Annotated in this window: 21 protein-coding genes and 2 pseudogenes; 15 read left to right on the top strand and 8 right to left on the bottom strand. The window is 54.7% G+C overall.

Annotation, left to right across the window (positions count from 1 at the left end; translation table 11 throughout):
- Positions 1-33: 33 nt before the first annotated feature.
- Both ACLEJU_RS07730 and ACLEJU_RS07725 read left to right on the top strand, forming a co-directional pair.
- Positions 34-873: pseudogene (locus ACLEJU_RS07730) on the top strand (PAS domain-containing protein); the annotation flags it as partial.
- Positions 874-915: 42 nt separating this feature from the next.
- Entirely contained in the window at positions 916-1,410 is a 495-nt protein-coding gene (locus tag ACLEJU_RS07725) for a methyl-accepting chemotaxis protein (RefSeq protein ID WP_371263259.1), read from the top strand.
- On the opposite strand, the pseudogene ACLEJU_RS07720 reads toward ACLEJU_RS07725, so the two are convergent.
- Together ACLEJU_RS07720 and ACLEJU_RS07715 are read right to left on the bottom strand one after the other, a co-directional pair.
- Positions 1,385-2,683, bottom strand: a pseudogene (locus tag ACLEJU_RS07720) (response regulator); the annotation flags it as partial. The gene ACLEJU_RS07725 and the pseudogene ACLEJU_RS07720 sit on opposite strands and share 26 nt — an antisense overlap.
- A 782-nt stretch (positions 2,684-3,465) precedes the next feature.
- Complete coding sequence (locus tag ACLEJU_RS07715) at positions 3,466-3,789, bottom strand: helix-turn-helix domain-containing protein (RefSeq protein WP_435421462.1); 324 nt, start codon at positions 3,787-3,789, stop codon at positions 3,466-3,468.
- Between the two features lie 666 nt (positions 3,790-4,455).
- Between ACLEJU_RS07715 and ACLEJU_RS07710 the strand changes: the two genes are divergently transcribed.
- Both ACLEJU_RS07710 and ACLEJU_RS07705 read left to right on the top strand, forming a co-directional pair.
- Positions 4,456-5,139, top strand: a complete 684-nt coding sequence (locus ACLEJU_RS07710; protein ID WP_435421463.1) for an antitoxin Xre/MbcA/ParS toxin-binding domain-containing protein — start codon at positions 4,456-4,458, stop codon at positions 5,137-5,139.
- Positions 5,140-5,147: 8 nt separating this feature from the next.
- The gene (locus ACLEJU_RS07705) at positions 5,148-5,636 is read left to right on the top strand and encodes a hypothetical protein (protein ID WP_435421464.1); all 489 of its coding nucleotides are present in this window, start codon (positions 5,148-5,150) and stop codon (positions 5,634-5,636) included.
- A gap of 69 nt (positions 5,637-5,705) precedes the next feature.
- On the opposite strand, the gene ACLEJU_RS07700 is transcribed toward ACLEJU_RS07705, so the two are convergent.
- Complete coding sequence (locus tag ACLEJU_RS07700) at positions 5,706-5,912, bottom strand: hypothetical protein (RefSeq protein WP_435421465.1); 207 nt, start codon at positions 5,910-5,912, stop codon at positions 5,706-5,708.
- Between the two features lie 242 nt (positions 5,913-6,154).
- Between ACLEJU_RS07700 and ACLEJU_RS07695 the strand changes: the two genes are divergently transcribed.
- Positions 6,155-6,727: a hypothetical protein gene (locus tag ACLEJU_RS07695; protein WP_435421466.1), complete on the top strand. Its 573-nt coding sequence runs from the start codon at positions 6,155-6,157 to the stop codon at positions 6,725-6,727.
- Positions 6,728-6,829: 102 nt separating this feature from the next.
- On the opposite strand, the gene ACLEJU_RS07690 is transcribed toward ACLEJU_RS07695, so the two are convergent.
- Positions 6,830-7,936 (bottom strand): DUF4427 domain-containing protein, encoded by a 1,107-nt coding sequence (locus tag ACLEJU_RS07690; protein WP_435421467.1) that lies wholly within the window; start codon positions 7,934-7,936, stop codon positions 6,830-6,832.
- A 298-nt stretch (positions 7,937-8,234) separates the two neighbouring features.
- On the opposite strand from ACLEJU_RS07690, the gene ACLEJU_RS07685 reads away from it, so the two are divergent.
- Positions 8,235-8,597 (top strand): histone-like nucleoid-structuring protein, MvaT/MvaU family, encoded by a 363-nt coding sequence (locus ACLEJU_RS07685; RefSeq protein ID WP_435421468.1) that lies wholly within the window; start codon positions 8,235-8,237, stop codon positions 8,595-8,597.
- Between the two features lie 174 nt (positions 8,598-8,771).
- Here the strand turns inward: ACLEJU_RS07685 and ACLEJU_RS07680 are convergent, their stop codons facing one another.
- The 3 genes from ACLEJU_RS07680 to ACLEJU_RS07670 form a co-directional block, all read right to left on the bottom strand.
- Positions 8,772-10,151 (bottom strand): OprD family outer membrane porin, encoded by a 1,380-nt coding sequence (locus tag ACLEJU_RS07680; RefSeq protein ID WP_435421469.1) that lies wholly within the window; start codon positions 10,149-10,151, stop codon positions 8,772-8,774.
- A 186-nt stretch (positions 10,152-10,337) separates the two neighbouring features.
- Complete coding sequence (locus tag ACLEJU_RS07675) at positions 10,338-11,828, bottom strand: M81 family metallopeptidase (protein WP_435421470.1); 1,491 nt, start codon at positions 11,826-11,828, stop codon at positions 10,338-10,340.
- A gap of 22 nt (positions 11,829-11,850) precedes the next feature.
- Complete coding sequence (locus tag ACLEJU_RS07670; protein WP_435421471.1) at positions 11,851-13,161, bottom strand: MFS transporter; 1,311 nt, start codon at positions 13,159-13,161, stop codon at positions 11,851-11,853.
- A 128-nt stretch (positions 13,162-13,289) separates the two neighbouring features.
- Here ACLEJU_RS07670 and ACLEJU_RS07665 point away from each other — a divergent pair, with 128 nt between their 5' ends.
- Positions 13,290-14,204 carry a LysR family transcriptional regulator gene (locus tag ACLEJU_RS07665; protein WP_435421472.1) on the top strand — a complete coding sequence of 305 codons (915 nt, stop codon included), beginning with the start codon at positions 13,290-13,292 and terminating at the stop codon, positions 14,202-14,204.
- 68 nt (positions 14,205-14,272) lie between these two features.
- On the opposite strand, the gene ACLEJU_RS07660 is transcribed toward ACLEJU_RS07665, so the two are convergent.
- Complete coding sequence (locus ACLEJU_RS07660; RefSeq protein WP_435421473.1) at positions 14,273-15,190, bottom strand: LysR substrate-binding domain-containing protein; 918 nt, start codon at positions 15,188-15,190, stop codon at positions 14,273-14,275.
- Between the two features lie 152 nt (positions 15,191-15,342).
- Here ACLEJU_RS07660 and ACLEJU_RS07655 point away from each other — a divergent pair, with 152 nt between their 5' ends.
- From ACLEJU_RS07655 to ACLEJU_RS07620, 8 genes are all read left to right on the top strand, one after another.
- A complete protein-coding gene (locus ACLEJU_RS07655) occupies positions 15,343-16,212 on the top strand; it encodes a transketolase (RefSeq protein ID WP_435421474.1) in 870 nt (289 codons plus the stop codon).
- Positions 16,213-16,253: 41 nt separating this feature from the next.
- A complete protein-coding gene (locus tag ACLEJU_RS07650; protein ID WP_435421578.1) occupies positions 16,254-17,210 on the top strand; it encodes a transketolase family protein in 957 nt (318 codons plus the stop codon).
- Between the two features lie 132 nt (positions 17,211-17,342).
- Positions 17,343-18,644 (top strand): MFS transporter, encoded by a 1,302-nt coding sequence (locus ACLEJU_RS07645; RefSeq protein ID WP_435421475.1) that lies wholly within the window; start codon positions 17,343-17,345, stop codon positions 18,642-18,644.
- 30 nt (positions 18,645-18,674) lie between these two features.
- Positions 18,675-19,073, top strand: coding sequence for a glucose dehydrogenase (locus ACLEJU_RS07640; RefSeq protein WP_435421476.1), 399 nt, complete (start codon positions 18,675-18,677; stop codon positions 19,071-19,073).
- Between the two features lie 11 nt (positions 19,074-19,084).
- A complete protein-coding gene (locus ACLEJU_RS07635) occupies positions 19,085-21,115 on the top strand; it encodes a pyrroloquinoline quinone-dependent dehydrogenase (RefSeq protein WP_435421477.1) in 2,031 nt (676 codons plus the stop codon).
- A gap of 59 nt (positions 21,116-21,174) precedes the next feature.
- Entirely contained in the window at positions 21,175-21,927 is a 753-nt protein-coding gene (locus ACLEJU_RS07630; RefSeq protein ID WP_435421478.1) for an SDR family NAD(P)-dependent oxidoreductase, read from the top strand.
- 37 nt (positions 21,928-21,964) lie between these two features.
- The gene (gene grxB, locus ACLEJU_RS07625; protein WP_435421479.1) at positions 21,965-22,597 is read left to right on the top strand and encodes a glutaredoxin 2; all 633 of its coding nucleotides are present in this window, start codon (positions 21,965-21,967) and stop codon (positions 22,595-22,597) included.
- A 132-nt stretch (positions 22,598-22,729) separates the two neighbouring features.
- The gene (locus ACLEJU_RS07620) at positions 22,730-23,110 is read left to right on the top strand and encodes a winged helix-turn-helix domain-containing protein (protein ID WP_435421480.1); all 381 of its coding nucleotides are present in this window, start codon (positions 22,730-22,732) and stop codon (positions 23,108-23,110) included.
- Positions 23,111-23,159 lie beyond the last annotated feature (49 nt).

Genomic DNA, 23,159 nt, shown 5'->3' with positions numbered 1-23,159 from the left:
TGGTTAATCACTAAGTGATATCAATTCGCTTGCATGGTAACAAAGCCGATCTATGCTCAGAAAAACTTGGGCATCAAGGATCCTGGCGCCATGTTCGATTTCCACCGCAAGTCTGATTTGATCGAGATTCAGCGTACCCGCAAGGCCTTGGCCGAGAGCCAGGCCAAGCTCGCAGCGATCAGCCGCTGCATGGCCATGATCGAGTTCGCCCCCGACGGTACCATTCTTGATGCCAATGCGCAGTTCTGCCAGGCCATGGGCTACGAGGTCGACGAGCTGCGCGGCAAGCACCACCGCCTGTTCTGTGACCCTGGCTACGCCAAGACCGCCGAGTACCAGCAACTGTGGCATGAATTGAGGCAGGGCAAGGCCATTAGCGGCACCTTCGAGCGCGTCGACAAGGCAGGCCGCGAGGTCTGGCTGGAGGCCAGCTACATGCCAGTGTTCGACGAGCAACAGCAGGTCACCAGCGTGATCAAGGTGGCCGCCGATATCAGCCAGCGGGTAAAGGACGAGCACGAGAGTGAAAGCCTGCTCAAGGCCATTGGTCGGTCCATGGCCGTGGTCGAGTTCACGCCACAGGGGCGGGTGATCAAGGCCAACCAGAATTTTCTCGCGACCATGGGCTATCGCCTGGAAGAAGTGGTGGGGCGTCACCATGGGCTGTTCTGCCAGCCCCATGAACGCGAATCCGGCGCATACCGCGAGTTCTGGGCTTCCCTCAATCGCGGCGAATATCACTCGCACCGCTTCGAGCGGATCAACAAGCAGGGCCAGACGGTGTACCTGGAGGCCTCGTACAACCCGATCTTCGACAGCAAAGGGCGCTTGTACAAGGTGGTCAAGTTCGCCAGCGACATAACCGCGCAGGTCAGCACCCAACAGAGCGCCGCCGATGCGGCCCATGCCAGTTCGGTGCAGACCGATGCCTGCGCACGCAAGGGGACCGAGGTGGTGCAGCAGACGGTGGCGGTCATCGAGCAGATTTCCCAGGAGCTCAATGACGCCGCGCGCAGTATCGATGCGGTGAGCAAACAGTCGGATGTGATCGGGCAGATCGTGCTGACCATCCGCGGCATCGCCGACCAGACCAACCTGTTGGCGTTGAATGCGGCCATCGAGGCGGCCCGGGCCGGTGAGCATGGCCGTGGCTTTGCCGTGGTGGCCGATGAAGTGCGTAGCCTGGCCGCGCGCACCAGCAAGGCGACGCTGGAAATCGTCGATGTGGTGCGCCAGAACCACGACCTGTCGCTGACTGCCGTGGCCAGCATGCAGTCGAGCCTGTCCCGCACCGGGCGTGGCGTTGCCCTGGCCAACGAGGCGGGAACGGTGATCATGGAAATCCAGCAGGGTTCCCGTCACGTGGTCGACGCCATCAGCCAGATCAATTCGACGCTGCAATTGCACTGAGGGAGTCGCCCAGTTCCCTCAACAAGGCCTGCAGGCTCGCTTCCAGCTGCAGGTGCAGGGTGTCTGTCGGTAGTCCCTGGGCATGGGCTTGTTCAATGGCTTCGCAATCCTTGACTACCCCGCGCACCCGAAGCATCTTGGCGCCCCCTTTGATGCGATGAGCGAGGGTGCGCAGCGCCTCGCGGTCGCTGGCGGCATCCAGGGCTTGCAGGGCGGCCAGGTCCTCGCTGGCACTTTGCGTGAGTTGTTCGAGCAGGCGCTTGGTCAGCTGCTGGTCATTCTGGGTCAGTTGGTGCAGTTCGTTCAGGTCGAAACCACTGTCTCTTGGTGCAGCTGCATGTGCGGCGGTTCGGGCCTGTGGTAGGTGCGCCTTTAGTGTCTGCAGCCCGATGGGCTTGAACAGGCAGTCGTCCATGCCGCTCTCCAGGCAACGTTGACGCTCTTCGGCCTGGGCATTGGCGGTGACGCCCAGAATGTTGCAGGCGGGTAGCCCGCGCTCTTGCTCGAACTGGCGAACCTTGCGGGCCAACTCATGGCCGTCCATCACCGGCATGCTGCAGTCAGTGATGACCAGGTCAAAGGCGTGTGCTTGCCACAAGGCCAGCGCCGATTCGCCATTCTCGGCCAGCGTCACCTGGTGACCGAGGCTGTGCAGCTGTTTTTCCAGCAGCAGCAGGTTGGCAGGGTAGTCATCGACCACCAGGACATTCAGTGGCCCGCTTCCGGCTTTGTCGACGACTGCAGGGTGTTCCACGGGGGCGGGTGGTGCACTCAGTGGCAGCGGCAACTGGACGAGCACACGGGTGCCGACCCCTTCCACACTTTGCAGATCCAGCCTGCCCCCCATGAGTTCGGTCAGGGTCCGGCTGATCACCAGGCCCAGGCCAGCGCCTTGGCTCGCCCGTGGGCCTGAGGCCTGGGTGAAGGTGTTGAACAGCCTGGCCTGATCCTGACCGGCAATGCCGATACCGGTGTCGGTCACGCCCAGCTCGATCAGCGCAGTGTCGCCTGTGCTCGAGGGTTTGAACGTGAGGCGGGCCATTACGTCGCCACGATCGGTGAACTTGATGGCATTGCTCAACAGGTTGGAGAGGATCTGCTTGAACCGTAACGGGTCAGCCAGAACCCACAGCGCGCCCGCTGGCAGCTCGCCTTGCAGGTGCAAGCCCTTGATCCGCGCGTTACCTTCGAATACGCGCAAGGTGCTGCGCAGCAGTTCGACCAGGTCGGTGGCAACCGGCTGCAGAGTCATGTGCCCGGATTCGATGCGGGAATTTTCCTACTTACGACAATCGATCGTCAAAAAGAAGAGACTCCTCTCAGCTTTTTATAATATTAAAAAACATATCCGGAAAAGCACCTACAAAAAAATCTCGAAGATTGCCCTCAGCTTTTCATAATGCCAAAACAGGTTGTGGCAATTGAATTGACGGCTGGGAGTTGTATTTCGAACTGGGTGCGATGCAAAGGGGGTGGGGAGCACAATGATATTAGTAGTGTTGTGCCCACGCATATTGTCTGTCATGAGTGTTTTATTTTTTGATATAGAATGCTGTACTATTGAGCTTAAACAAATACTAAATGAGGGTGAGTGTCATGGCTGTTTTTCTATTTCGAGCTGAGTGTATTGTTGATCTTTGTGGTTTCCTGAAGTTGGTGGGTAATAACCATAGGATTGCGCGCTGTGAAATGGTGCAGGATCCTGTGTTTCCTGACGTGGATGTGATGATGGTGCTGGATTCGTCCGTCCAGGAGTTGAGGGGTTTAGCAGATACACTTGAGGATTGTCACATCATTTCTGAGTCGATAGAGGAGGTTGTTAAGGCATTGAAGATTCGTGGCGAACGTATAATTAGCGCGCGATAACCATGGTCGGAGCTATTCAAGCGAGGTTGAGAGTTCGTTCAAAAATGCCAGCAGACTTTTCAATCTGCTAGCATTCTTTCGGTTGTTAGATCTCGTTCAGGCAGCGAGGTGGTGTCGTATGTTTCCCACATGCCGGCGACTAAGTAATCGAAAGATTTACCTGATGGCTCGGGGCTTGCCTGGAAACCTTCAGCTTATCTCCGATTCCGCATCAGGCCAGATCATAAATTTCGTCAAATCCATCCGCATTCTGACCATGAGCTGCTCGGGATCTGCGCCATCCTTGATCAGATAGGCCAGCATCAGCAGTGTCAGAGGATGGATCTCAAGGTGGTGAGCAATCTCAGCAAGCTTGCCGATGGTGGGCTGCTTGTCGCCTCGCTCCAGCGCTACGAGGTATGTCGCCCCGCTCACCAGCTCGCTCAGCTGGCGGCGTGACAGGCTCCGCCGCAGTCGGATTGTCTTAAGCGCTGAGCCAAACGCCTTGGCTAGCTGCTCTTCGTCAGGGGTCATGCTGCTTTTGATCCGCAAAACCGAGTATATAGCCAGATTGCTAAAATCTTTGGGAGTACCCTATAGGGTCAAATTTCTGCTTGCATTCCCAACTTCTTCTGGTAGCCTGAAATGAATCGTATATGTTTCGTGCCTGTTGTGGGGCTTTGTCGCGCCCGTCGTTCGCCTGCTCGGCATATATAATTAAGCTTTCGTAAAAAGTGTTAATGCTATTTACCCTGCACGGGGTGAGCGGTGGAGGTGTGCATGGATTTTGATGTTGAACATGAAATATTATCGCGGTACGCACAGTTGTTCGGGCTGGATGGCGATCTTGGTCAAAAGCAGTCGTGGGGCATAGAGTGTGGTAACGGCTGGAGCACTTTGGTAGTCGCGATGTGCAGTGCATTGGAAATGCAGTCCAGGCGTACGCGTCGGCCTATCGCTTTTCAATACATAAAACAAAAGTATGGAATTTTGCACTGCACGTTGGTGGAGCCAGATGATTACTGTCGAGGCGCATTGGACGCCATCATGTGGATGTCATATGTCACTTGTGAGAATTGTGGGAATAGGGGGACCCTCGCGCGAGGTAATCAAGGTTGGATCAGGGTGCTCTGTCCGCCTTGCAGACTAGCCGATCCTGCGTAACGCTAGATTCAGATTCGTCAGCAGAGGAAGGCTCACATGTTCTTTACTCATCCTGAGCTAGAGCGCAAAAGTATTCTGGCAGCAGTTCAAAGAGGTCATCGTTCTTGGAGGATGGTCATGCAGTCTGCACCTAAGCCATGGTTTTATATTTCACAGCATTCGGTGTCCGATGAAGTTGATGATATCGATACTCAAATGATCTTGATTGATGATATTTACGAGTTCCAGCGTTTCGTCTCAGCCGAATGGGGAGGCGTCAGGCTGGGTGACATCTATTTCATGTGCCCAGTGTGGAATGATGCTAGAAATCCGCTACCAACTTGGGAGTTGAGTCTGCTTCTAGAGGTTTGTAGTCACGACCCTGGTGATGGGGATCCCTCACGCATCGTCTTTTTCACCGACTCCACGACCTATTTTTCTGACGAACCCGATGGCGTGTGGGAAAGCTCAGAGATGACTACGCTCTACCGCTGCGCGGATTTTGAAGCTCAATTGGAGCGGATGGATAAACGCGATGACAAGGTAGCGGTAGCTAACGCGGCGCGGACAATACAGCTCGCATGCGAGCTTTTTCGTGGGGACATTCAAGCTGCTGCTGAGTGGCTTCATACTCCACTCCCAGAGCTTGGAAATCGGGCGCCTTGCGAGATGGTCAGCGTGGAGGATCAAGATTTACTCGCCGAGGTAGTGACCACCCTTGAGCGCCAAAAAGACGATTGAGGTACCGCATGTTCGAATGTCCCAACCTTCTCATGGCCAACAATCAGGAGCTTGTGAAGAAGGTCAAGGAGTTCCTTGATCAACACAATCCTCCTCACCCAATCCGTTACCTGAGAGCGTTAGTATCCAGTCCGAGATTGTCGGACCACTTTGTGCGGGGCCTAGACCCGAGCGGACTTGTGTTGGTCGCAGATAGCTTCCTCTCCGAACACACGATGATCGGTGACCATGCGCAGAAAACGTATGGCGTGTCGCTGGAGATGTGGGCTCGAATGAAGGATGAACTTGAGCTAGTTGAAAATTTCCACTACCGAGACCAAACCGTAAGCAGAATCCAGGTGTGGCCATTTGATCCCGCTTTGCTAGAGCTGGAGGCGATGAAAATCGCCGTGGCTCTCAGTTTCACTGATTTGGAAATGATCTACGAATCGAGGGTATACGGAGCAGTGGATGACTTGCTTTCGGAGTACAAGATCGACGCATTCCCCGGCATGTGAGGGGGAGCAAGATTTCTGGTACCTCTGAGCGCATTCGCGGATTGAGCCATGGGGGTCACTGTGGCTTGATCAGTGGAGGGTGCCAGATACTGAGCCCATCGCACGCTGGTAGTAATCAGAAATCGCTTGAAAAAGATCTTCAGCCCTCAGCTTGTGCTGCTCAATGATTTCCGCAGGTTCGCCTGCGGTCATGGAGTCGTGATAGGCCTTCAGGGCATCCAGAGCTTGCTTCATCAGCGGATCATCTGGCGGCAGCGGACCAACGAACGTCTTCATCAAGCGTACCTCGGTTGCGGAGTCGACGCTAAATGCTAGCCCCCGGGAAGGCGAGCAGTGCGGTTGATCTGCTGAGTGTATTCGAAATCGAGGTTCAAGCCGATCTCGAAAGGGGCAGGCTGTGCCGTAGGGGGGCGGACATTATTCCCTGTGTTTAAGGAGGTCGCATTCGCAGGGCGGCGCAACTGACAGCACGTTGCGTGTATGCTCAGTCGCCGCTTGACAGAAATTAATGGATTATCATGACCTTAACACTGCAAGACATCATTACCCGTGATCGTGGCCATGACGCGTATTTGGAGTTCGCAACCAATAAGATTGCAGATGCTTCGCTCATCACCCAAGCCGCAAAGCAGACTTTGGAGGCAATTCCGCCTGCATTCGGTTCGTGCGTGATGGTAAGCACCGGTTTTGTCGCCATCCTCAAGTCGGTTGGCATCGAGGCTGTAGTGATCCTCGGTGATCTGAAAATCGACGGCCACTTTATCTTCGAATGCCGAGGGAATATCCCAGGGGCTACCTACGAGGGTGAGGTCGTCAATGCCACATGGGATGGTCATGCATGGGTAATGCTAGGCAACCTGGTTTGCGACCTTTCTATTTTCAGGACAGCCTACGCGTTGCCTGATTTCAGCCTGCTCAAAAACTTCATGCGTCATCATTTCGGAGAAGGGAAAGGGGCATTGCTGTGCCCTCCGGGAGCGATCCCGCTAGGGATGGAGTTCGTTCCAAAGCACGCGCTGAATGACGATCAGATTCACGGCATTCTTGAGGGTCTATCACGACAGTCTAAGGAGCGAGAATCGCTATCTTGAAACTCCTGCGCGGCTAGGGACAGAAGGGTAACTGAGTCAGACCCAGGTGGAGGCAACAGCAGGCGGCACATTCTGGATTTCTGGTGTCTTAGCTCACTGGGGCTATGGCTCAAAAGGAACAAAGTTGTGATCTGTGCCTGAGAGGTGCGTTGTGTCCGATGAGGTTTCGCCGTAGGAATGAAAGTAATCGCAGTGGATTCCTTTAGATTGAAGGGTTGAAGCTAGCTCTTCCATCAGTGCGAAACGATGATATATTGCAGATATGTCATCGTCTTCCTCTGGGTCGGAAGGCATGAAGAAATCAAATTCGTCTATTGAAACCAAATAGCGACCTTCATCCGTAATCGTAATTGCCGCCTCACGGTGCAGGGCCCGGGTCAGCGGTTGTCGATTGTCAAGAAGCCATAGGTGAGTTGTGTCGAAATCGCCATATTCACTATTTGTACTGAAGTGTGGGTCGTTGTTGGCGTGCTTTTCTAATGTATGCTCAATTGCCAGTCTGAACTTTTCTAGCTGAGCTTCGTCGCCTTCCTGGGTTGGGTCGGCGTACCATGGGTCAACGGAATTATTTTTTGCGCACGCAATCTCTTGCGCGAATTTGCTGTACTGTCCCTTTGTCGTGCCGTCTACCTCGTTTAGGATAACTTTATAGTTCTCAGGTTCTATAAGGCCTTTGTCATCCATGAATTGTATGTCGCTCAACAGTTTTTCTAGCTCATGCTGTTGCTTGACGACTAGAAAAATGTTTTGTAGCTCTGAAGGCCATGGGGATTCTAGGTGTCGGACTTCGGTGTAGGTTCCCTCTAAGAAACCTCCGCAAGCGGTCGCTGGCACCCTCCATATTGAATCCAAATGCTGATAATGTGTTTTGATATTCATTTCAGTAATTGCGGGGCAGGGAAGGTCGAGTTTAAGGCTGATCTGCCTGCGATTCATCTGGTGGGTCTTGAATCCTCCAAGTTGTCGCAAGTCTTTTATTTCAAATCCTATAGCGTAGTCAACTTGTTGCCAAAGCCCTACCGCTGTCGTCTCTGGGCGCTCTGAGAGTTCGGCGTAATATTGGTGCTCTGCTTCCATTGTCAACGGAAGTCGTCCTGATCGGAGTGTTTGTCGTAAAAGCACAAAATCCTTATTCTCTTTAATATATACTTCGGAGACATCCCTCCCTGCGTTGCGTGAAGTAAAGTCAATGAATGCAAAGAAAGACATGGTTGTCACCGGCTGTTCAACTGATGGTTTTTTAATCGTAGAAGAAAGCCGGGCAAGGTCAACTTCTTTATTGTAAGGATGAGAAAATTTACCAGGTTCGTTGGTGGGGCCGAATGCTGGATGTTGGGCGCTCTCGCTTGGGGTTTCCTATCTTCGGACCAATCGGATGAAGGAATCTTCATGGTACTCCAGGCCGTCAAGGATTCAGTTACGTAATCCAAACTTGTACGAATCGCAATGAGCTGTGAAAATCTCTGGGTACCAGATTGCTGCAACCACACACAAAAGGAATATCACGATGTCGAGATTGGCCGAATTCCGGAAGCTTGAGCAAACCCTGGCTGCCCAGCTGGCTGAGCTTGAGTCCATGAAGAACGACGAGTCGTTGAAACGCGAGATCGAATTTGAGAAAAAGCTTCGGGATTTGCTGGAGAAATACGGAGTTAGCCTCCGAGACGTCATTAATATCTTGGACCCACAAGCTGCACGCCGTGCGCCCACGGCGGCGCCGGCAAAGACCTCCCGTAAGGCTCGGGAGGTGAAGGTGTACCGTAATCCGCACAACGGCGAGCTAATAGAGACGAAAGGTGGAAATCACAAGCTGCTCAAGCAGTGGAAGCAGGAGTACGGTGCACAAGAAGTGGAGTCTTGGGTGGGTTAATGGCCCTACAGACGTCAGCAGTAGGGCAGGGGGGAAAGCCCCTGCCTCGATGCTGAAGGAAACCAACAGGGTACCCCTCTTAGACTTCCTTCGGGTGCGGCAGATGAGCCGGCTCTTATAGTGCTGTGGGTTTGATGCGCTGGGAACCAAATGCTCACCAAGCTTAGTGAAGGCTCAGAGCAGTTCGAATGGCACCGTTGTGATGATTCGCAGCTCGTTCACACGACCATCTATCTGATTTTTGCTTCCTCGGTGAGCGAAGTAGAAGGCCTTGAGGTTGCTACCCTCTAGAGGTCCAGCTTGCACGACGTAGGATGCACCCACCCCGTGCTCGTAATGATGCTCCCCATCGAGATTCTTAACGTTGTACCCACTACCTTGATAATGGGTGCCATCGATCCCCCAGCCCCGCGCGGTGTAGATACTCAGTTTTAGGCCAGGGAAGCCATTGCCGTACATGTCGAGTGCGTATGTGACCCGACTAGACCTTTCGTTGGGGCCGTTGAAGTCAGAATACTGGGCATTGGCTAAATAGTTGGCTGATGTTTCATTGATGTAGTCAAAATACTCATTGCCATCAACTTGCTGGTAAGCGAGTGTGAGGCTATGGGCGAGGTGGGTAGCTGTCAATGCAAGGCTGTAGGCCTGGTTATCAATTTTTCCAAGCTTGGCTTTCCCGGCATCAGAGGTTTTGTAGTAATTAATGGATGTCGAAACGCCCAGAGTTTTGGAGGAGCCCGCGGTGTGGGTTAGGCCTACGTAGTGCTGCTTCCAGATATCCGCCATTTGTGAAGAAAATGCACTGGCTGACAGAGATGATGTCGCTCGATAGGTAAGGCCTGCAATGCTCACTCTACCCGACTCGACAGCTGCGCTACCGTATTTACCTCTAAACCCAGTTAAGCTTTGTTCGTTTCTTGGTGAAACGCGATCAAAGCTCCCTAGTGTGAAATCAAGATTTTCAAACTCCTTTGATGTGATGCTGATTCCGTCGAAGCTTGATGGCAATACTCTATTGTTGTAGTCTGCCAGTACAGGAGTAGCCATGCTCTGGCGGCCGGCAACTAAAGTGGTGTTTGATATTCGAGCTTTCAGGTTTGCGATGCCGAGTTTGCTCCACTGGTCGACAACATCACTATCGCTGTCCGTCAGGGTGCGGTTGTTAGGACCTGCTACTGAGCGCTTGCTTCGTTCAAGGGCTACCACATTAAATCCGGCCAGTTCGAGGCCGAAGCCGACGGTTCCTTTTGTGAAGCCAGAAGTGTAATCAACCAAGGTACCTTGGACCCATGTATCTCGACTGTGAGTATTGGTTCTTGTGCCGTCACCGTTGTTGTACTTAAAAATAGCGGCGCCGGTAGAGCGCTCTCTTGAATACCAGTTTCTGGTAAATCCAGACAGCCTCTGACCTTCAAAAGAACCGATCGCCTTGTCTTGGGCGTTGAGGGGGTTCAAACGGAAAGCGTTGGCGTGTTGTGAGGTTTCATCTGCGAGAGACAGGTTGCTGTGCGCACTGATCGCGATTAAAAATGCAGTTGTTTTCTTAAGTTGCATATGATTTTCCCCGATAGATTATGGCAGTGTTCTGCAAGTTTTTATTTTGCGGGAATGGTGGTGCTGCCTCGATTATGGTTTCGAGGTTTGCAGCGACTTGGTTTATCAGTCAGCGCTGAGTGGTAGAGAGGCTCAGCGGCATTAGGTGATGAAGCGCTTGCTTAAACGCAAGCGCTCACGTCTATATCAACCGCTGAACGCCGGCCCGTTTGGTTTCAGTCGAATGCCCTTGCGGAGTCGCGTCCAAGGCATATCGGCAGGGTCGGCAACCATTGGGCCAGGGGCTTTGGCAACAAAAACGCATTCTGCTATTGGCTCAAAGTCGGCCCGGAAGTGCACAGAGCTTTTGTTGACCAGAATGCTCATTGCCTCAGGATCAATTCCTGCGGTACGGTACAGGACACGATCAAGCATCTGGCTTTTGCTCGAACTAACAGCAACAAGGATGCCCTCAATTTTAAGGCATGCTACGGGCCCCAGGTTCGCTTCCATGCCATGCATCATCGGTCCTGCAAAACGGCAGCGGCCGTCAGAAAGATGCATTACTTCGAACGTACCCTCTAATGGGGAGTCACCTTCAACCCCTGACTGCCCGCCAAGGGCTATTTGAATGCTTGAGCCCACCCCAGCTTTTACCGCCTCTTGTACCGCGCTCGGGTCGTAGAGCAGTCCCATGGCTGCATTGCATGCGCCATTTCTAAGGAGCGCTTTGAGCATCCCGGTGGTGTTTGAATCTCCGCCGGCGCCGGGATTATCTTGAGTGTCCGCGATGACGACAGGCTTGGTAGCCGTTCTCGCAATGCTGACTGCTTGCTTTACAGCTTCGTCAGGATCAAGGAAGGGAACCTCCCACAGGTGCTCGTCTTCGGTAATCATGTTGTAGAGAGTCTCAACTGCATCCTCAAGCATCGCTCCATCTGTACCGTACCCCCAGATCACTGGGCCACATTCCTCAAAGTCGGCCGCAGGAAACCCTGGTGAAAACGACAGCGAAAGCTCCGCGCTTTCAAGTACTGAAATTTGTTCGTAGAGAGCCTTCGCAGGATTGAGCAGTGTGCACATCCCGTTAATCGGAATCAGGAATGGTAGGCGTCGGCTGGATCGTTGCAACTTGCCTTTCTCCAGGCGAAGCGCCATTAACTGAGCAGCTCGCTTCCCGGTCTCGGCCATGTCGACGTGAGGATATGTCCTATAGGCAACCATCGCGTCTGCGAACTCAACCATCGCATTAGTTACGTTGGCGTGGAGATCGAGCGAAACAACAATGGGCAGATCTGGACCCACTACTGCTCGCAGTCGCTTAAGCAGGGTGCCTTCACCGTCATCAGTATGCTCGGCGACCATCGCGCCATGCAGATCAAGGTAAATGCCCTGAATGCTTTCCTCTGCTGCTGCATCTACAATTTCACCGACGATCCGATCATATGTTTCCTTCAGGACGTGGGCAGATGGGCTGGCACCTGCCCAAATCACAGGTACAGCTTCAAAGCCGAGATCATGCGACTCAAGCAAAAAGCCGCCCGCTGGAATATTTACGTCTTTCAGTGCAAGTACGTCGTCTCCTCGCACTAGCTGAGGAAATCCTTCTCCTCTTACAAAGTTTTCGTAGCCCGCCTTAGAAGGTGCGAATGTGTTTGTTTCATGTTGGAACCCTGCTACGAGAATTCTGGGTTTCATGGCAGTTGCTACTCCTGAGGCGTTAAGCGGTTTGCTTTTCTTCGAAATTTACAGATGCGTGTTGCGCTGGTCGGTGTAAGGCCAAGAGGGCGGCGCCGATTATCAAGATGGCCGCCATCAGCATGAGGCCTGCATTGGGGTCGTTCGTTGCACTTTTTGCATAGCCTATTAACGTTGGGCTGAAGAAGCCTCCAAGCAGGCCGATTGTGTTTATCACCGCAATACCTCCCGCAGCTGAGTTCCCTTTGAGGTGTTGTGCGGGAATCGCCCAAAACACGGTGTATGCTGCCCACATCATGGATGTCGCTAAAGTCAGGAAGGTGAGTGCTACTACTAGGTTGTCTTTGTACTGCACGGATCCCACCAAGCATGCAGCTCCAATGAGCGCTGGTACCGCAGAGTGCCACCTACGCTCGTTGAATAGGTCGGAGGTTTTTCCCAGGACAAGCATTCCTATCATCGCGCCAACATAGGGTATGGCGGAGTAGAGCCCGATAGTCGTGGTGTCATGTACACCTGACTCCTTAATAATGGAAGGGAGCCAGAAACTCATGGTGTAGATACCGCAGATAAGACAGAAGTAGCCGGAAGCCATCAAGTAAACTCGCCAGTTCCTCAGCACTTGGCCGAACGAGTGGTCCTGCCCTGGGGCGCTATCGATGTGAGAGCTGAGCGCTTTTTTCTCCTCAGGAGTCAACCAGCCCGCATCAGCTGGCTTGTCACTTAAAACTCTTAACGCGAGCAAGCCCAAGAATACTGCTGGCAACGCCTCAATGAGAAACATCCATTGCCAACCAGCCATGCCGTGAACACCGGCGAATTCAGTCATTAACCAAGTAGATATCGGGCCGCCAAACATTCCTCCAAGTGGGCCGGCTATCATAACGATCGCCATAACTCGTGCCATTCGCTCGCGTCCATACCACAGAGTTAGATAGAAGATCACGCCGGGGGCGAAACCTGCCTCGAAAACTCCAAGTAAGAAGCGAAGGACGTAGAAGGACATCTCGCTTGTCACAAATACCATTGAGGCTGAAGTCAATCCCCAAAGAAGCATGACTCGGCTCAATGTTATGCGAGCGCCGATTTTGGGGAGAAACAAATTGCTCGGGGTTTCAAAAAGGGCGTAGCCAATGAAGAATATTCCCGCGCCTAGGCCATAAGCGGCGTCTGAAAGGCCGAGGTCGCTTTGCATTTGCAATTTGGCGAACCCGACATTGACTCTGTCAAGGTAAGCGATCATGTAACACACTACTAAGAACGGTAGAAGTCGCCAATCAATCTTGCGATATGCGCGGTGAAGAGTTTCGGTGCAGGTCTGGTGGTTGTTCATTATTTTTCTCCGCCTGGTTCGGTCAGGTGGGGATCATCTTCACCGGGTAGAGTGTGACGAGCAATAGCAACTTTTTCGTGATACCGTTGCCCTGTGAGCAACGGCACCATTGGTGGGCAGGGCGACAGATGAAAGACCTAAATCAGCGCAGAATGCGCTATTTTTTTGAGGTGTTTTCGAGTGGTTCGGTGCGCGGGGCAGCCGAAAACTTGAATACCGCGGCCTCAGTAATTACTAGGCAAATCAAGCTTTTAGAGGATGAGGTAGGTGCTGTTCTTTTTGAGAGGCAGGCTCGTGGTGTTGCTCCTACAGAAGCTGCCCATTTGCTCCTCGAATTCTGGCGCGGGTGCCAAGCCCAGCAGGAACAGTTGGAGGATCGCCTGAGAGGGCTGAAGGGGCTGCGGGAGGGTGAGATCCGCATTGTGACCAGCGAGGGGTTTATCGATCCGTTGATCGATAACGCCTTGGCTGAATTCTCAGAGGTTTATCCTGGGATCAGGGTCACTTTGGACGTATTGCCTGTTAATAGTGTTCTTGAGGCGGTTGCACAGAGCAATGCCCACTTTGGGCTCGCCTATAATCCTCCAGCTCATCCTGATGTCGAGTACCGAGCATCTTCTTTACAGCCAGTTCGCTTGTTGATGAGAGCGGACCACCCTCTAACCACCTTGAGTGAGCCACTTGCTCTGGAAGACATAGTGCGCTACCCATTGGCTAGCATGCCTGTTGAGTTTGGCCTAGGGCAGGCGATACAACTCGTGGCTCATACCGAAAACATTCCGTTCAGACCAGTGCTTTTAACAAACTCTTTAGTTGCCCTGCGCCGTTATGTGATGAAAGGGGATGCTATTACTATGATGGGAGAGTTTTCGGCTATTAATGATATGCTTTCAGGGAAGCTGGTGACCCGGACCATCGATCATCCTCTCTTTCAGAACGTCTATGCTCGCTTGCTGGTGAAGCGAAAAAGACCTCTGTCTGTAGGTGGAGAAGAGTTGCTGAAATGGATCATGAATAGATTAGATATTTTTCGGAGTAATTGACTTCTCAGGACACGAAATGTGCCAGGCTTGTAACCTGGCATAGGCCCTAAGCAGGATGAGTTAGCACTTTAAGTTTCGCTTTGAGGCGGTGATATTGCAGCGTCGGATAGTCGAAGCTCATTGAATATCCAGTTTTTGAATTGTGCAACGGCATCTTGCTGGCGTGGACGGCGAGGGTGGACAAGACGGTGCGCCACGTATCGCACTGACTGGCTGACTTCACGCAGCGGCGCTACCAGTTTGCCGGTTGCCAGTTCTCGCTCTGCCAATAACGTCGACTCCAATACCACCCCGAGCCCATCAACCGCGGCGGAAATGCCCATGGAGCTTCGGTCAAATGCCAAGCCAAAGCTTGTTGGTATGGGCATGCTGTTGGCGGCAAACCAACCTTTCCATTGGACGGACTGACCCTCGCTTTGGATGAGTAACTGATTGTATAAGTCCTGCGAAGATGTCAACTCACTAGCCAGTGAAGGGCTGCACAGAGGGGTCAGCTCCTCAATCGCCAGTGGAGTGATCTCGTGTGTGGAGTGCAGTGGCTCTCCGTAAACAATATCAAGATCGAAATCGTCATCTTCGAAGGTGGCGTAGTCCGTGCTAGCCGATATGCGAAGCTCAATGCCAGGGTGCTTGCTCATGAAGCCGGCCAGTCTCGGCACCAACCATTGGCTCGCGAAGGTTGGAGCTGTGTGCAGTCGCAATGGCATGGAGGGCTCGCTCGTCACCAGGGTTAGCCCCCGATTCATTTCTCCAAACCCCCGCTGCACGTGCTCAAGCAGCGCGGCCCCGTCACTGGTAAGGGCCGTGTGCCTGGTGTTGCGTGTGAACAACACTACTCCAGTGGCCGATTCCAGCTTGCGGATGGAATGGCTGACAGCGCTAGGTGAGAGATCCAGCTCCTTTGCAGCCTCGACAAATGAGCAAGTGCGACCAGCGGCCTCAAAAACTCGCAAGGATGGCAAAGGAAGCCGCTTGATCCAGTTCATTGGTGAATCCTGTTCATTAGTTGGCGAATTTAAACCTTTTGTCGCGTTGGCATTTTTACATGAACATCAATGGATTGCTCTGTTTGGATGACGCGAGATGAATGCTTTGCATTAGTGCGTCCAAATCACCTAGGTCACTAACGGAGGACAAGATGACCGAGAGTTTTAATGGGCAGGCTGAAACGCCTTTTGCCCGACTGTCGAAACATGCCTGGCGCATCCGACGCTTTGCCCTACGAATGGGCGAAGTCCAAGGGCAAGGCTACGTAGGTCAAGCGCTGGGTTGGGCTGACGTTTTGGCTGTTGCTTACTGCCATGCTATGAACATCCGAGCGACCGACCCCGAGTGGGAAGGGCGGGACCGTTTCTTGCTCTCTCACGGCCACTATGCAATCGCGCTCTATGCCGCGCTGCTCGAAGCCGGTGTACTGCCCGAGGAAGAGCTTGAGACGTACGGGTCTGACGATAGCCGACTGCCTATGTCTGGCATGGCCACCTATACGCCGGGGATGGAAATCTCTGGCGGCTCTCTCGGTCAAGGATTGGCGATTGCTGTAGGCCAATCGCTGGGACTGCGAATGAAGGGGAGTGAAGCCTTCGTTTACAACTCCATGTCCGATGGCGAGTTGGATGAGGGGGCAGTATGGGAGGCCGCAATGTCGGCTTCGCATCACAAACTCTCCAACCTTATCAATCTGGTCGATATCAACCGTCAACAGGCTGATGGCCCATCACACGACATCCTGCAATTTGAACCACTGGTGGATAAGTGGGAGGCGTTTGGCTGGCATGTGCAGCGTGTCGACGGCAATGATTTGCAGGCAGTTATCGATGCCTTTGACCAGGCCCGGTCGCTTCCTGACGACAAACCACGAGTCATCTTGTTTGACACCTTGATGGGCAAAGGCGTGCCGTTCCTGGAAACACGCGACAAGAACCACTTCATTCGCGTTGAAGCTGATGAGTGGCAGCAAGCGATCAACGACCTGGATGGGATCTACGCCCCAAGGAGCCAACAGTGACTGCCGCCACCCCCGCAAAACCGAAGCTCACGACTTCCTCGATGATCGCATCGATCGCGAGTGAAGGGCAGCGCACCACCCCAGCGCCATTTGGACATGCTCTGATCAAGGCAGGACAAAAGAATCCACGCGTCGTTGGGATGACTGCTGACTTAGCCAAATACACAGACCTGCATATCTTCGCCCAGAAATACCCTGAGCGTTTTTTGCAAATGGGCATGGCCGAGCAGTTGTTGATGGCTGCTGCTGGTGGGATGGCAAAGGAGGGGTTCGTCCCGTTCGCCACGACTTATGCGGTATTCGCTACGCGACGCGCCTACGACTTCATCCACCAGGTGATCGCTGAAGAAAACCTCAATGTGAAGATCTGCGCAGCGTTGCCTGGCCTGACCACCGGCTACGGCCCAAGTCATCAGGCTACCGAGGACCTGGCGATGATGCGCGCCATTCCGCAGATGATGGTCATCGATCCGTGCGATGCACTGGAGACCGAGCAATGCGTGGCGGCGATCGCTGAGCACAATGGCCCGGTTTACATGCGTCTTCCCCGCGGACGAGTACCGCTGATCCTGGATGAATACGACTACAAGTTCGAGCTGGGCAAAGCCAAGCTACTGCGTGATGGAAAGGATGTGCTGATCATCGCCTCGGGCTTGATGACCATGCGTGCTCTGGAAGTGGCTGATGAGCTGGCGAAGAGCACGATCGACACGGCCGTTCTACACGTGCCAACGATCAAGCCTCTGGATGTGCAGGCCATCGTAGAGCAGTGCCGCCGAGAAGGCCGGCTGGTGGTCATCGCCGAGAACCACACTCAGCTTGGTGGCTTGGGAGAGGCGATTGCAATGGCGCTGCTGCAAGCCCGCGTTCTACCCGAAGTACGTCATGTTGCGCTGCCGGACCAGTTCCTGGACGCAGGCGCGTTACCGACTCTTCATGATCGCTATGGCATCTCCAAAGACGTCATGGTCGCGAATATCCAACGTTGGTTGGGTTAACTGAGCCCGAAGCAGTCGTGCGATGGCCGCTCACAACACAATGCCCCCTGCCCGGGCGTCGTGAGCGGCTTTCGCCGCCAGCAAATCTAGTTCTCTTCCCTGGATCGTCCCAATAACTACAAGGTGATGGCGATGCAAAAAGACACCAGTCTTCTGAAGAAAAAGCGCGTCTGGATCTACGCGTTTCTCTTCACCCTGACATTAATCAACTACGTCGACCGGGTATCACTCTCGGTGGCGTCCAAGGTACTCAAGGAAGAGTTCGATATCTCACCGGTTGCGATGGGTTACTTGTTCTCATCGTTCGTCTGGCTCTACTTCCTGGCCCTGATTCCCATGGGTTACCTGGTGGGCCGCTTTGGCCCGAAAAAGGTCAATGGCTATGGGATCGGGGTGTGGTCCGTGGCAACTGCTTGCACGGCATTGTCGACCGGATTTATCTCGTTGCTTAGCTGCCGGCTCATCATGGGTATGGGCGAAGCCACTACCTACCCAGCCGGCGCGCGGGTCATACGCGAATGGATGCCGCTCAAAGAGCGAGGCATGGCCACAGCTGTTTTCCACAGCGGCAGTCTCGTCGGCCCCGCCATTGGCGCCATTGGTTTTGGCTGGCTGATCAGCGCATTTGGTTGGCGGATTGCTTTCGTCGTGGCTGGTGCGCTGGGGTTCGTCTGGTTGGCCGCTTGGTTGAAGTGGTACAACCATCCCTCGAAAGCACCTTGGCTAGACGATGCCGAGCGCGCGGAAATCGCGCAGGGTAGCGCCACGTCTACTGTCGGGCAGGAGCAGCCTGTGTCGCTCGGCCTCAAGGGCTTGGCGCGCTCCAGCAGCATGTGGGCGATTGCTCTATCCCACGGCTGCGCGGTCTACGCTACCTACTTTTTCCTTACTTGGTTGCCGAGCTACTTGCAGGCCGAGAAAGGCCTGACGGTGATGTCGAGTGGCATCTATACCGCTATTCCATATCTAGGCGCCGCGATTCTCGCCATTGTCATTGGCCGGTTGAGCGATAAGGCGATGCGTCCAGGTGCGGCAGAAACCGGTCAGCGCCGTATGGTCGTCGCCAGCGTGCTCCTCGCATCCTCGGTGATCTTCTTCGTGCCGGCAATCGATAGCACCTGGGCGATTCTATTCGTGATCACACTGTCCCTGGCCACCTGCGCGTCGGCGATTTCCCTGAACCTCTCGTTGGTCAACGACCTGGTGCGGTCCGAGGACGACGTCGGTACCGCCGCAGGCTTCATCACTGCTGTCGGCAACCTCTTTGGCCTGCTTGCACCCATCGTGACCGGTTATGTCGTAGCGGGCTCCGGGAGCTTCGCTCTGGCATTTGTGGTGGTCGGCGCCTTGCTGGTGGTTGGTGCGGTCCTCTCGATGTTCTGTACCCGTCGTCCGATTGGATTTGCTGAACCTAGCAACCACGCGGTGGTTTGAATTACTTGAAAGAAAGGAAGTTGTAGCGTCATGAATCAACGTAGTGGTGTGTCCCTGAACAACGACCAGGCAAGGCCTGGTCTGGGCAGGAAATGGCGGCTGGCAATCGTTGTGCTGGCCCTAACGCTTGCCCTGTTTGGCATGGCTCTGTTCGGCGGCGGGGTTTGGCTGATGGCCCTGGGAGGGAGCTGGTACTACGGTCTGGCAGGTGCAGGTTGTGTGGTGACCGCCGTCTTGCTGTGGCGACAACGTCGTAGCGCCTTATACCTGTTCGGCGTGATCTGGGGGCTCACCGTGATATGGGCCCTTTGGGAGGTCGGACTCAATTGGTGGGGGTTGGTGCCACGGCTGGTGGCCATGACAGTCATCCTGTTGCTGATTCTGAGTCTGTCGCCGGCGCTCCGCCGCGCTGTCCGCACTGCTGCGTAACGAGGTTCGTAATGTTTACTTCCGTCAAAAGCGGGGGCGCACTTGCCCTCGCGATTTCTTGCGCCCTTCAGGTGCAATTTGCTCAAGCACAAGACGCGCCGCAGGTCGGCAGCGATTGGCCATTCTACGGCGGTGACCGTAACGCCCAGCGTTTCAGCCCGCTCAAGCAAATCACTCCGGAGAACGTGGGGCGCCTGGAGCGCGCGTTCGTGTATCACACCCGGGATCTACCTAACCCAGGCAGTCGGTACTCGCCGGAAACCACACCGGTCAAGGTCGGAAACGATCTGCTGATGTGCTCAGCCAAGAACATCATGATCTCGATCGACGCAGCCACTGGTAAAGAGAACTGGCGACATGATCCGGGCGTAGCGGATCAGGCTATTCCCCACGCGGCAGCCTGTCGCGGGGTGGCGGTTTATACGGCTCCGCAGTTACCGGAGACCGCCCAGTGCCGCAGTCGTGTAGTCGAAGCCACGCTGGACGCAAGACTGATCGCCGTTGACCTGCACACCGGCGAGCCTTGCAAGGACTTCGGTCAGAATGGCTCGGTTGACCTCTGGGAAGGTTTGGGCAAGAGGGTCCCGGGCTGGTACGCAGTCACAGCACCGCCCGCGATCGTTAATGGCGTGGTAGTGACGGGCGCGCAGATTCGCGATGGCCAGGATGAGGATGCGCCCTCTGGTGTGATTCGCGGCTACGACGCGGTCACCGGTAAAATGGCCTGGGCTTGGGACCTGGGTAATCAGGACAATGTCCATGGGCCTGCCGAGGGCAGCACCTATACGCGCGGAACTCCCAACATGTGGACAGCGGCGGTGGGAGACGAGCAGCTTGGTTACGTTTACCTCCCGATCAGCAACTCCTCGATCGACTACTACGGTTCCAATCGCAGCGAAGCCGAGAACAAATATTCCGACTCGCTTGTGGCGGTCGATGTGAAGACCGGCAAGGACGTCTGGCATTTCCAGACGATTCGTCATGATGTTTGGGATTACGACCTCGGCAGCCAGCCGACCATGCTCGATTTCCCGGGCAAGGATGGTAAGCCGGTACCAGCGGTGCTGTTGCCAACCAAGCAGGGCGATATCTACATCCTCGACCGTGCCACAGGGGAACCTTTGACCCCGGTCGGTGAGGTGAAGGCGCCTAAGGGCGGCTCGGTCGAGCCTCAATACCTGGCCGACACCCAGCCGACATCCGAGTGGCACACCCTGCGCAAGGCTCCCAAGACCGAGGCGGACATGTGGGGCTTCTCGCCATTGGACCAGCTGATGTGCCGGATTCAGTTCCGCCAGGCTAACTATGAGGGCTACCTGACGCCGCCTTCGGTAGATCGTCCTTGGATTCAATACCCGGGCTACAACGGGGGTTCGGACTGGGGCTCGGTTGCTATTGACCCGGTGCGCCGCCTGATAATCGCGAACTACAACGACATCCCCAATCTGAACCAACTGATCCCGCGGGATCAGGCTAACGAGATGGGACTCAAGCCGATCTACGCACCGAAGGTGGATGAGACAGCGCTGAACAAGGCTGGTAGCAAGTCTGGCAAGGGTGAGGGTGGTGCTTCTGTGTACCCACAAGTTAATGCCCCCTATGCGATCAGCGTGAATGCCGGATGGCGGAACTGGGGTACCGGCGTGCCATGCTCGGCACCACCGTATGGTGGGATTCGTGCAGTTAGCCTGGACACGGGCAAGACCGTTTGGGATGAGCCGCTGGGCACCGCGCGCCGAAATGGCCCGTTCGGCATTCCTTCGCACCTGCCGCTCAATATCGGCTTGCCTAACAACGGCGGCACGGTGGTGACCGCAGGCGGCTTGACCTTCGTTGGCGCGGCCACCGACAACCTGTTCCGTGCGATCGACACCGCCACCGGTAAGGTGTTGTGGGAAGACGTCCTGAACGTGGGCGCGCAGGCGAACCCGATTTCCTACGAGGTCAATGGCGAACAGTACGTGCTCGTGTCGGCCTCGGGCCATGCCTTCATGGAAACGGGGACAAGCGACGAAATTATTGCGTACAAGCTGCGCAAGTAATCCGTGCGGCGGGGCACCCTGTGTCTCGCCGTAGCAATAACTGCTAGAGGAGTTAAACCATGGATCTGGGCTTGAAGGACAAACGCGTGCTGGTCAGCGGTGCATCGCGAGGCATCGGAAAAGCGATCGTTGAGCTGTTTCTTCAGGAGGGCGCGCAGGTGGCATTCTGCGCGCGTGGTGTCGCGGGTGTTGAAGGCGCTGCCGCTGAGTTCGGTCCTCGTGCATTTGGTATGGCGGTAGATGTCACTCAGCCTGAGCAAGTAGCGGCTTGGGTCACTTCGGCCGCGGAGAGAATGGGCGGATTGGATATCGTCGTGCCGAATGTGAGTGCCTTGGCCGGTGGTGATGATCTCGACACTTGGCGTCGTGCTTTCGACACTGACCTGCTGGGGAGTGCGGCGATGGTAAAAGCTGCACTGCCTGCGCTGCGTCAGTCAGGAGCCGCCTCGGTCGTGCTGATTTCTAGCGTTTCCGGTCGTGAGGTCGACATGTTCGCCGAGCCATACGGCATTCTGAAGGCAGCCTTGCTTCATTACGGCAAAACCCTGTCGGTGCGTCATGCAGGTGAAGGCATCCGAGTCAATTCCGTCTCCCCCGGCAATGTGTACTTCGCAGATGGTGTATGGGGCGATATCGAGCGTGAGCAACCTGAAACCTTTGCCAAGTGCCTGGCCGAAAACCCACTAGGTCGCATGGCCACTCCAGAAGAAGTGGCTAAGGCGGTCGTGTTTCTCGCCAGTCCAGCCGCGAGCTTCATAACCGGCACGAACCTGCTGGTAGACGGCGGACTCACTCGGGCAGTGCAATTCTAAGCCTGAGGGCCTTGATGCCCTTAGATGGAGGAGGGTGATGAAACTCTATATCTACGATCACTGCCCGTTCTGCACGCGCGCGCGAATGATTTTTGGGCTCAAAGGCCTACCGGTTGATCTTCAGGTCATCATGGAAGGTGATGCTGAGACACCTACTCGGCTGATCGGGAAGAAGGCGGTACCCATCCTGGAAAAGGACGACGGTACCCGTATGGGCGAGAGCCTGGATATCGTCCGCTATGTCGATGCCATCGGCACGCCGGCGTTGGTAGCATCGCAGGACGAGGTCTTGGACGCTTGGGTCAAAGAAGTTTGGCCGACCGCGCTTAAGCTTTTCATTCCCCGTTTCGTCGAGGGTGACTTTACAGAGGTTGCCACGCCGGAAGCGCGAGAGGCGTATCGTCAGCGTGAAGAACAAGCCTTTGGTGACCTAGAGGCTTTGCTCAGAGCTACCCCGAAGTTGGCGGGCGAAATCGAGCCCATGCTGGGGGCTCTGGTACCACTGCTGGAGAGCAGGAGTGCGATAGGGATTAACGACATCACGTTGTGGCCAGTGCTCCGCTCGCTTTCAATCGTCAGTGCCGTCAATTTCCCAGATTCGGTGCGCTCCTATATGGAGCACATCAGTCAGAAAACCGGTGTGGGATTGCTTTTCAATCAGAGCCGCTAATCTGCTTCTCACACAGGCCTGTGTCGGCAGCAGATTAGTGCGAAGGTCTGACGCGCTGACTACATGTGCCGGCGCGCCAGTTTTCGCCCCAGTGCCCCGGCATGTACGCGTTTCTGAAGGTTAGCTACCACCATGACTTCTCATTCGAGCTATGTGTATAGCGACTCCGAAAGTTTAGAGATAGCCTCCGCTTGTGGCGCTGTGTTGTCGGTGGACGTTCGCCAACATGTCGTACATATTAACGACCAACGCCTTTTGCTGAAACCGACACCATGCAGACTCATGGCGCTACTCGTACGCCATAGGGGAGAGGTTGTTAGTCGAAAAGTCATATTCAATGATGTCTGGGGGTACGACTTCGACCCAGGTACCAAGATAATTGATGTTCAGGTATGTTACTTGCGAAAGTTTCTCGCCGCCATGCGCGCCCCCTTCGAAATCAAAACTCATCGAGGTAAAGGGATTTGCATCAGCTATGTCTCTGCACGAAATTGCCTAGCGCCCGAGATCTAGGCTGATATCGCAAACAGCCTGGGCGGCGAAGTCATTCAAAGCGGGCCCA

The sequence above is a fragment of the Pseudomonas sp. SMN11 genome, from assembly GCF_052041945.1.
In the GTDB taxonomy this organism is placed as follows: Bacteria; Pseudomonadota; Gammaproteobacteria; order Pseudomonadales; family Pseudomonadaceae; genus Aquipseudomonas.
The sequence above is the reverse complement of the archived record's forward strand: the minus strand, read 5'-3'. Positions and strand labels throughout refer to the sequence as shown.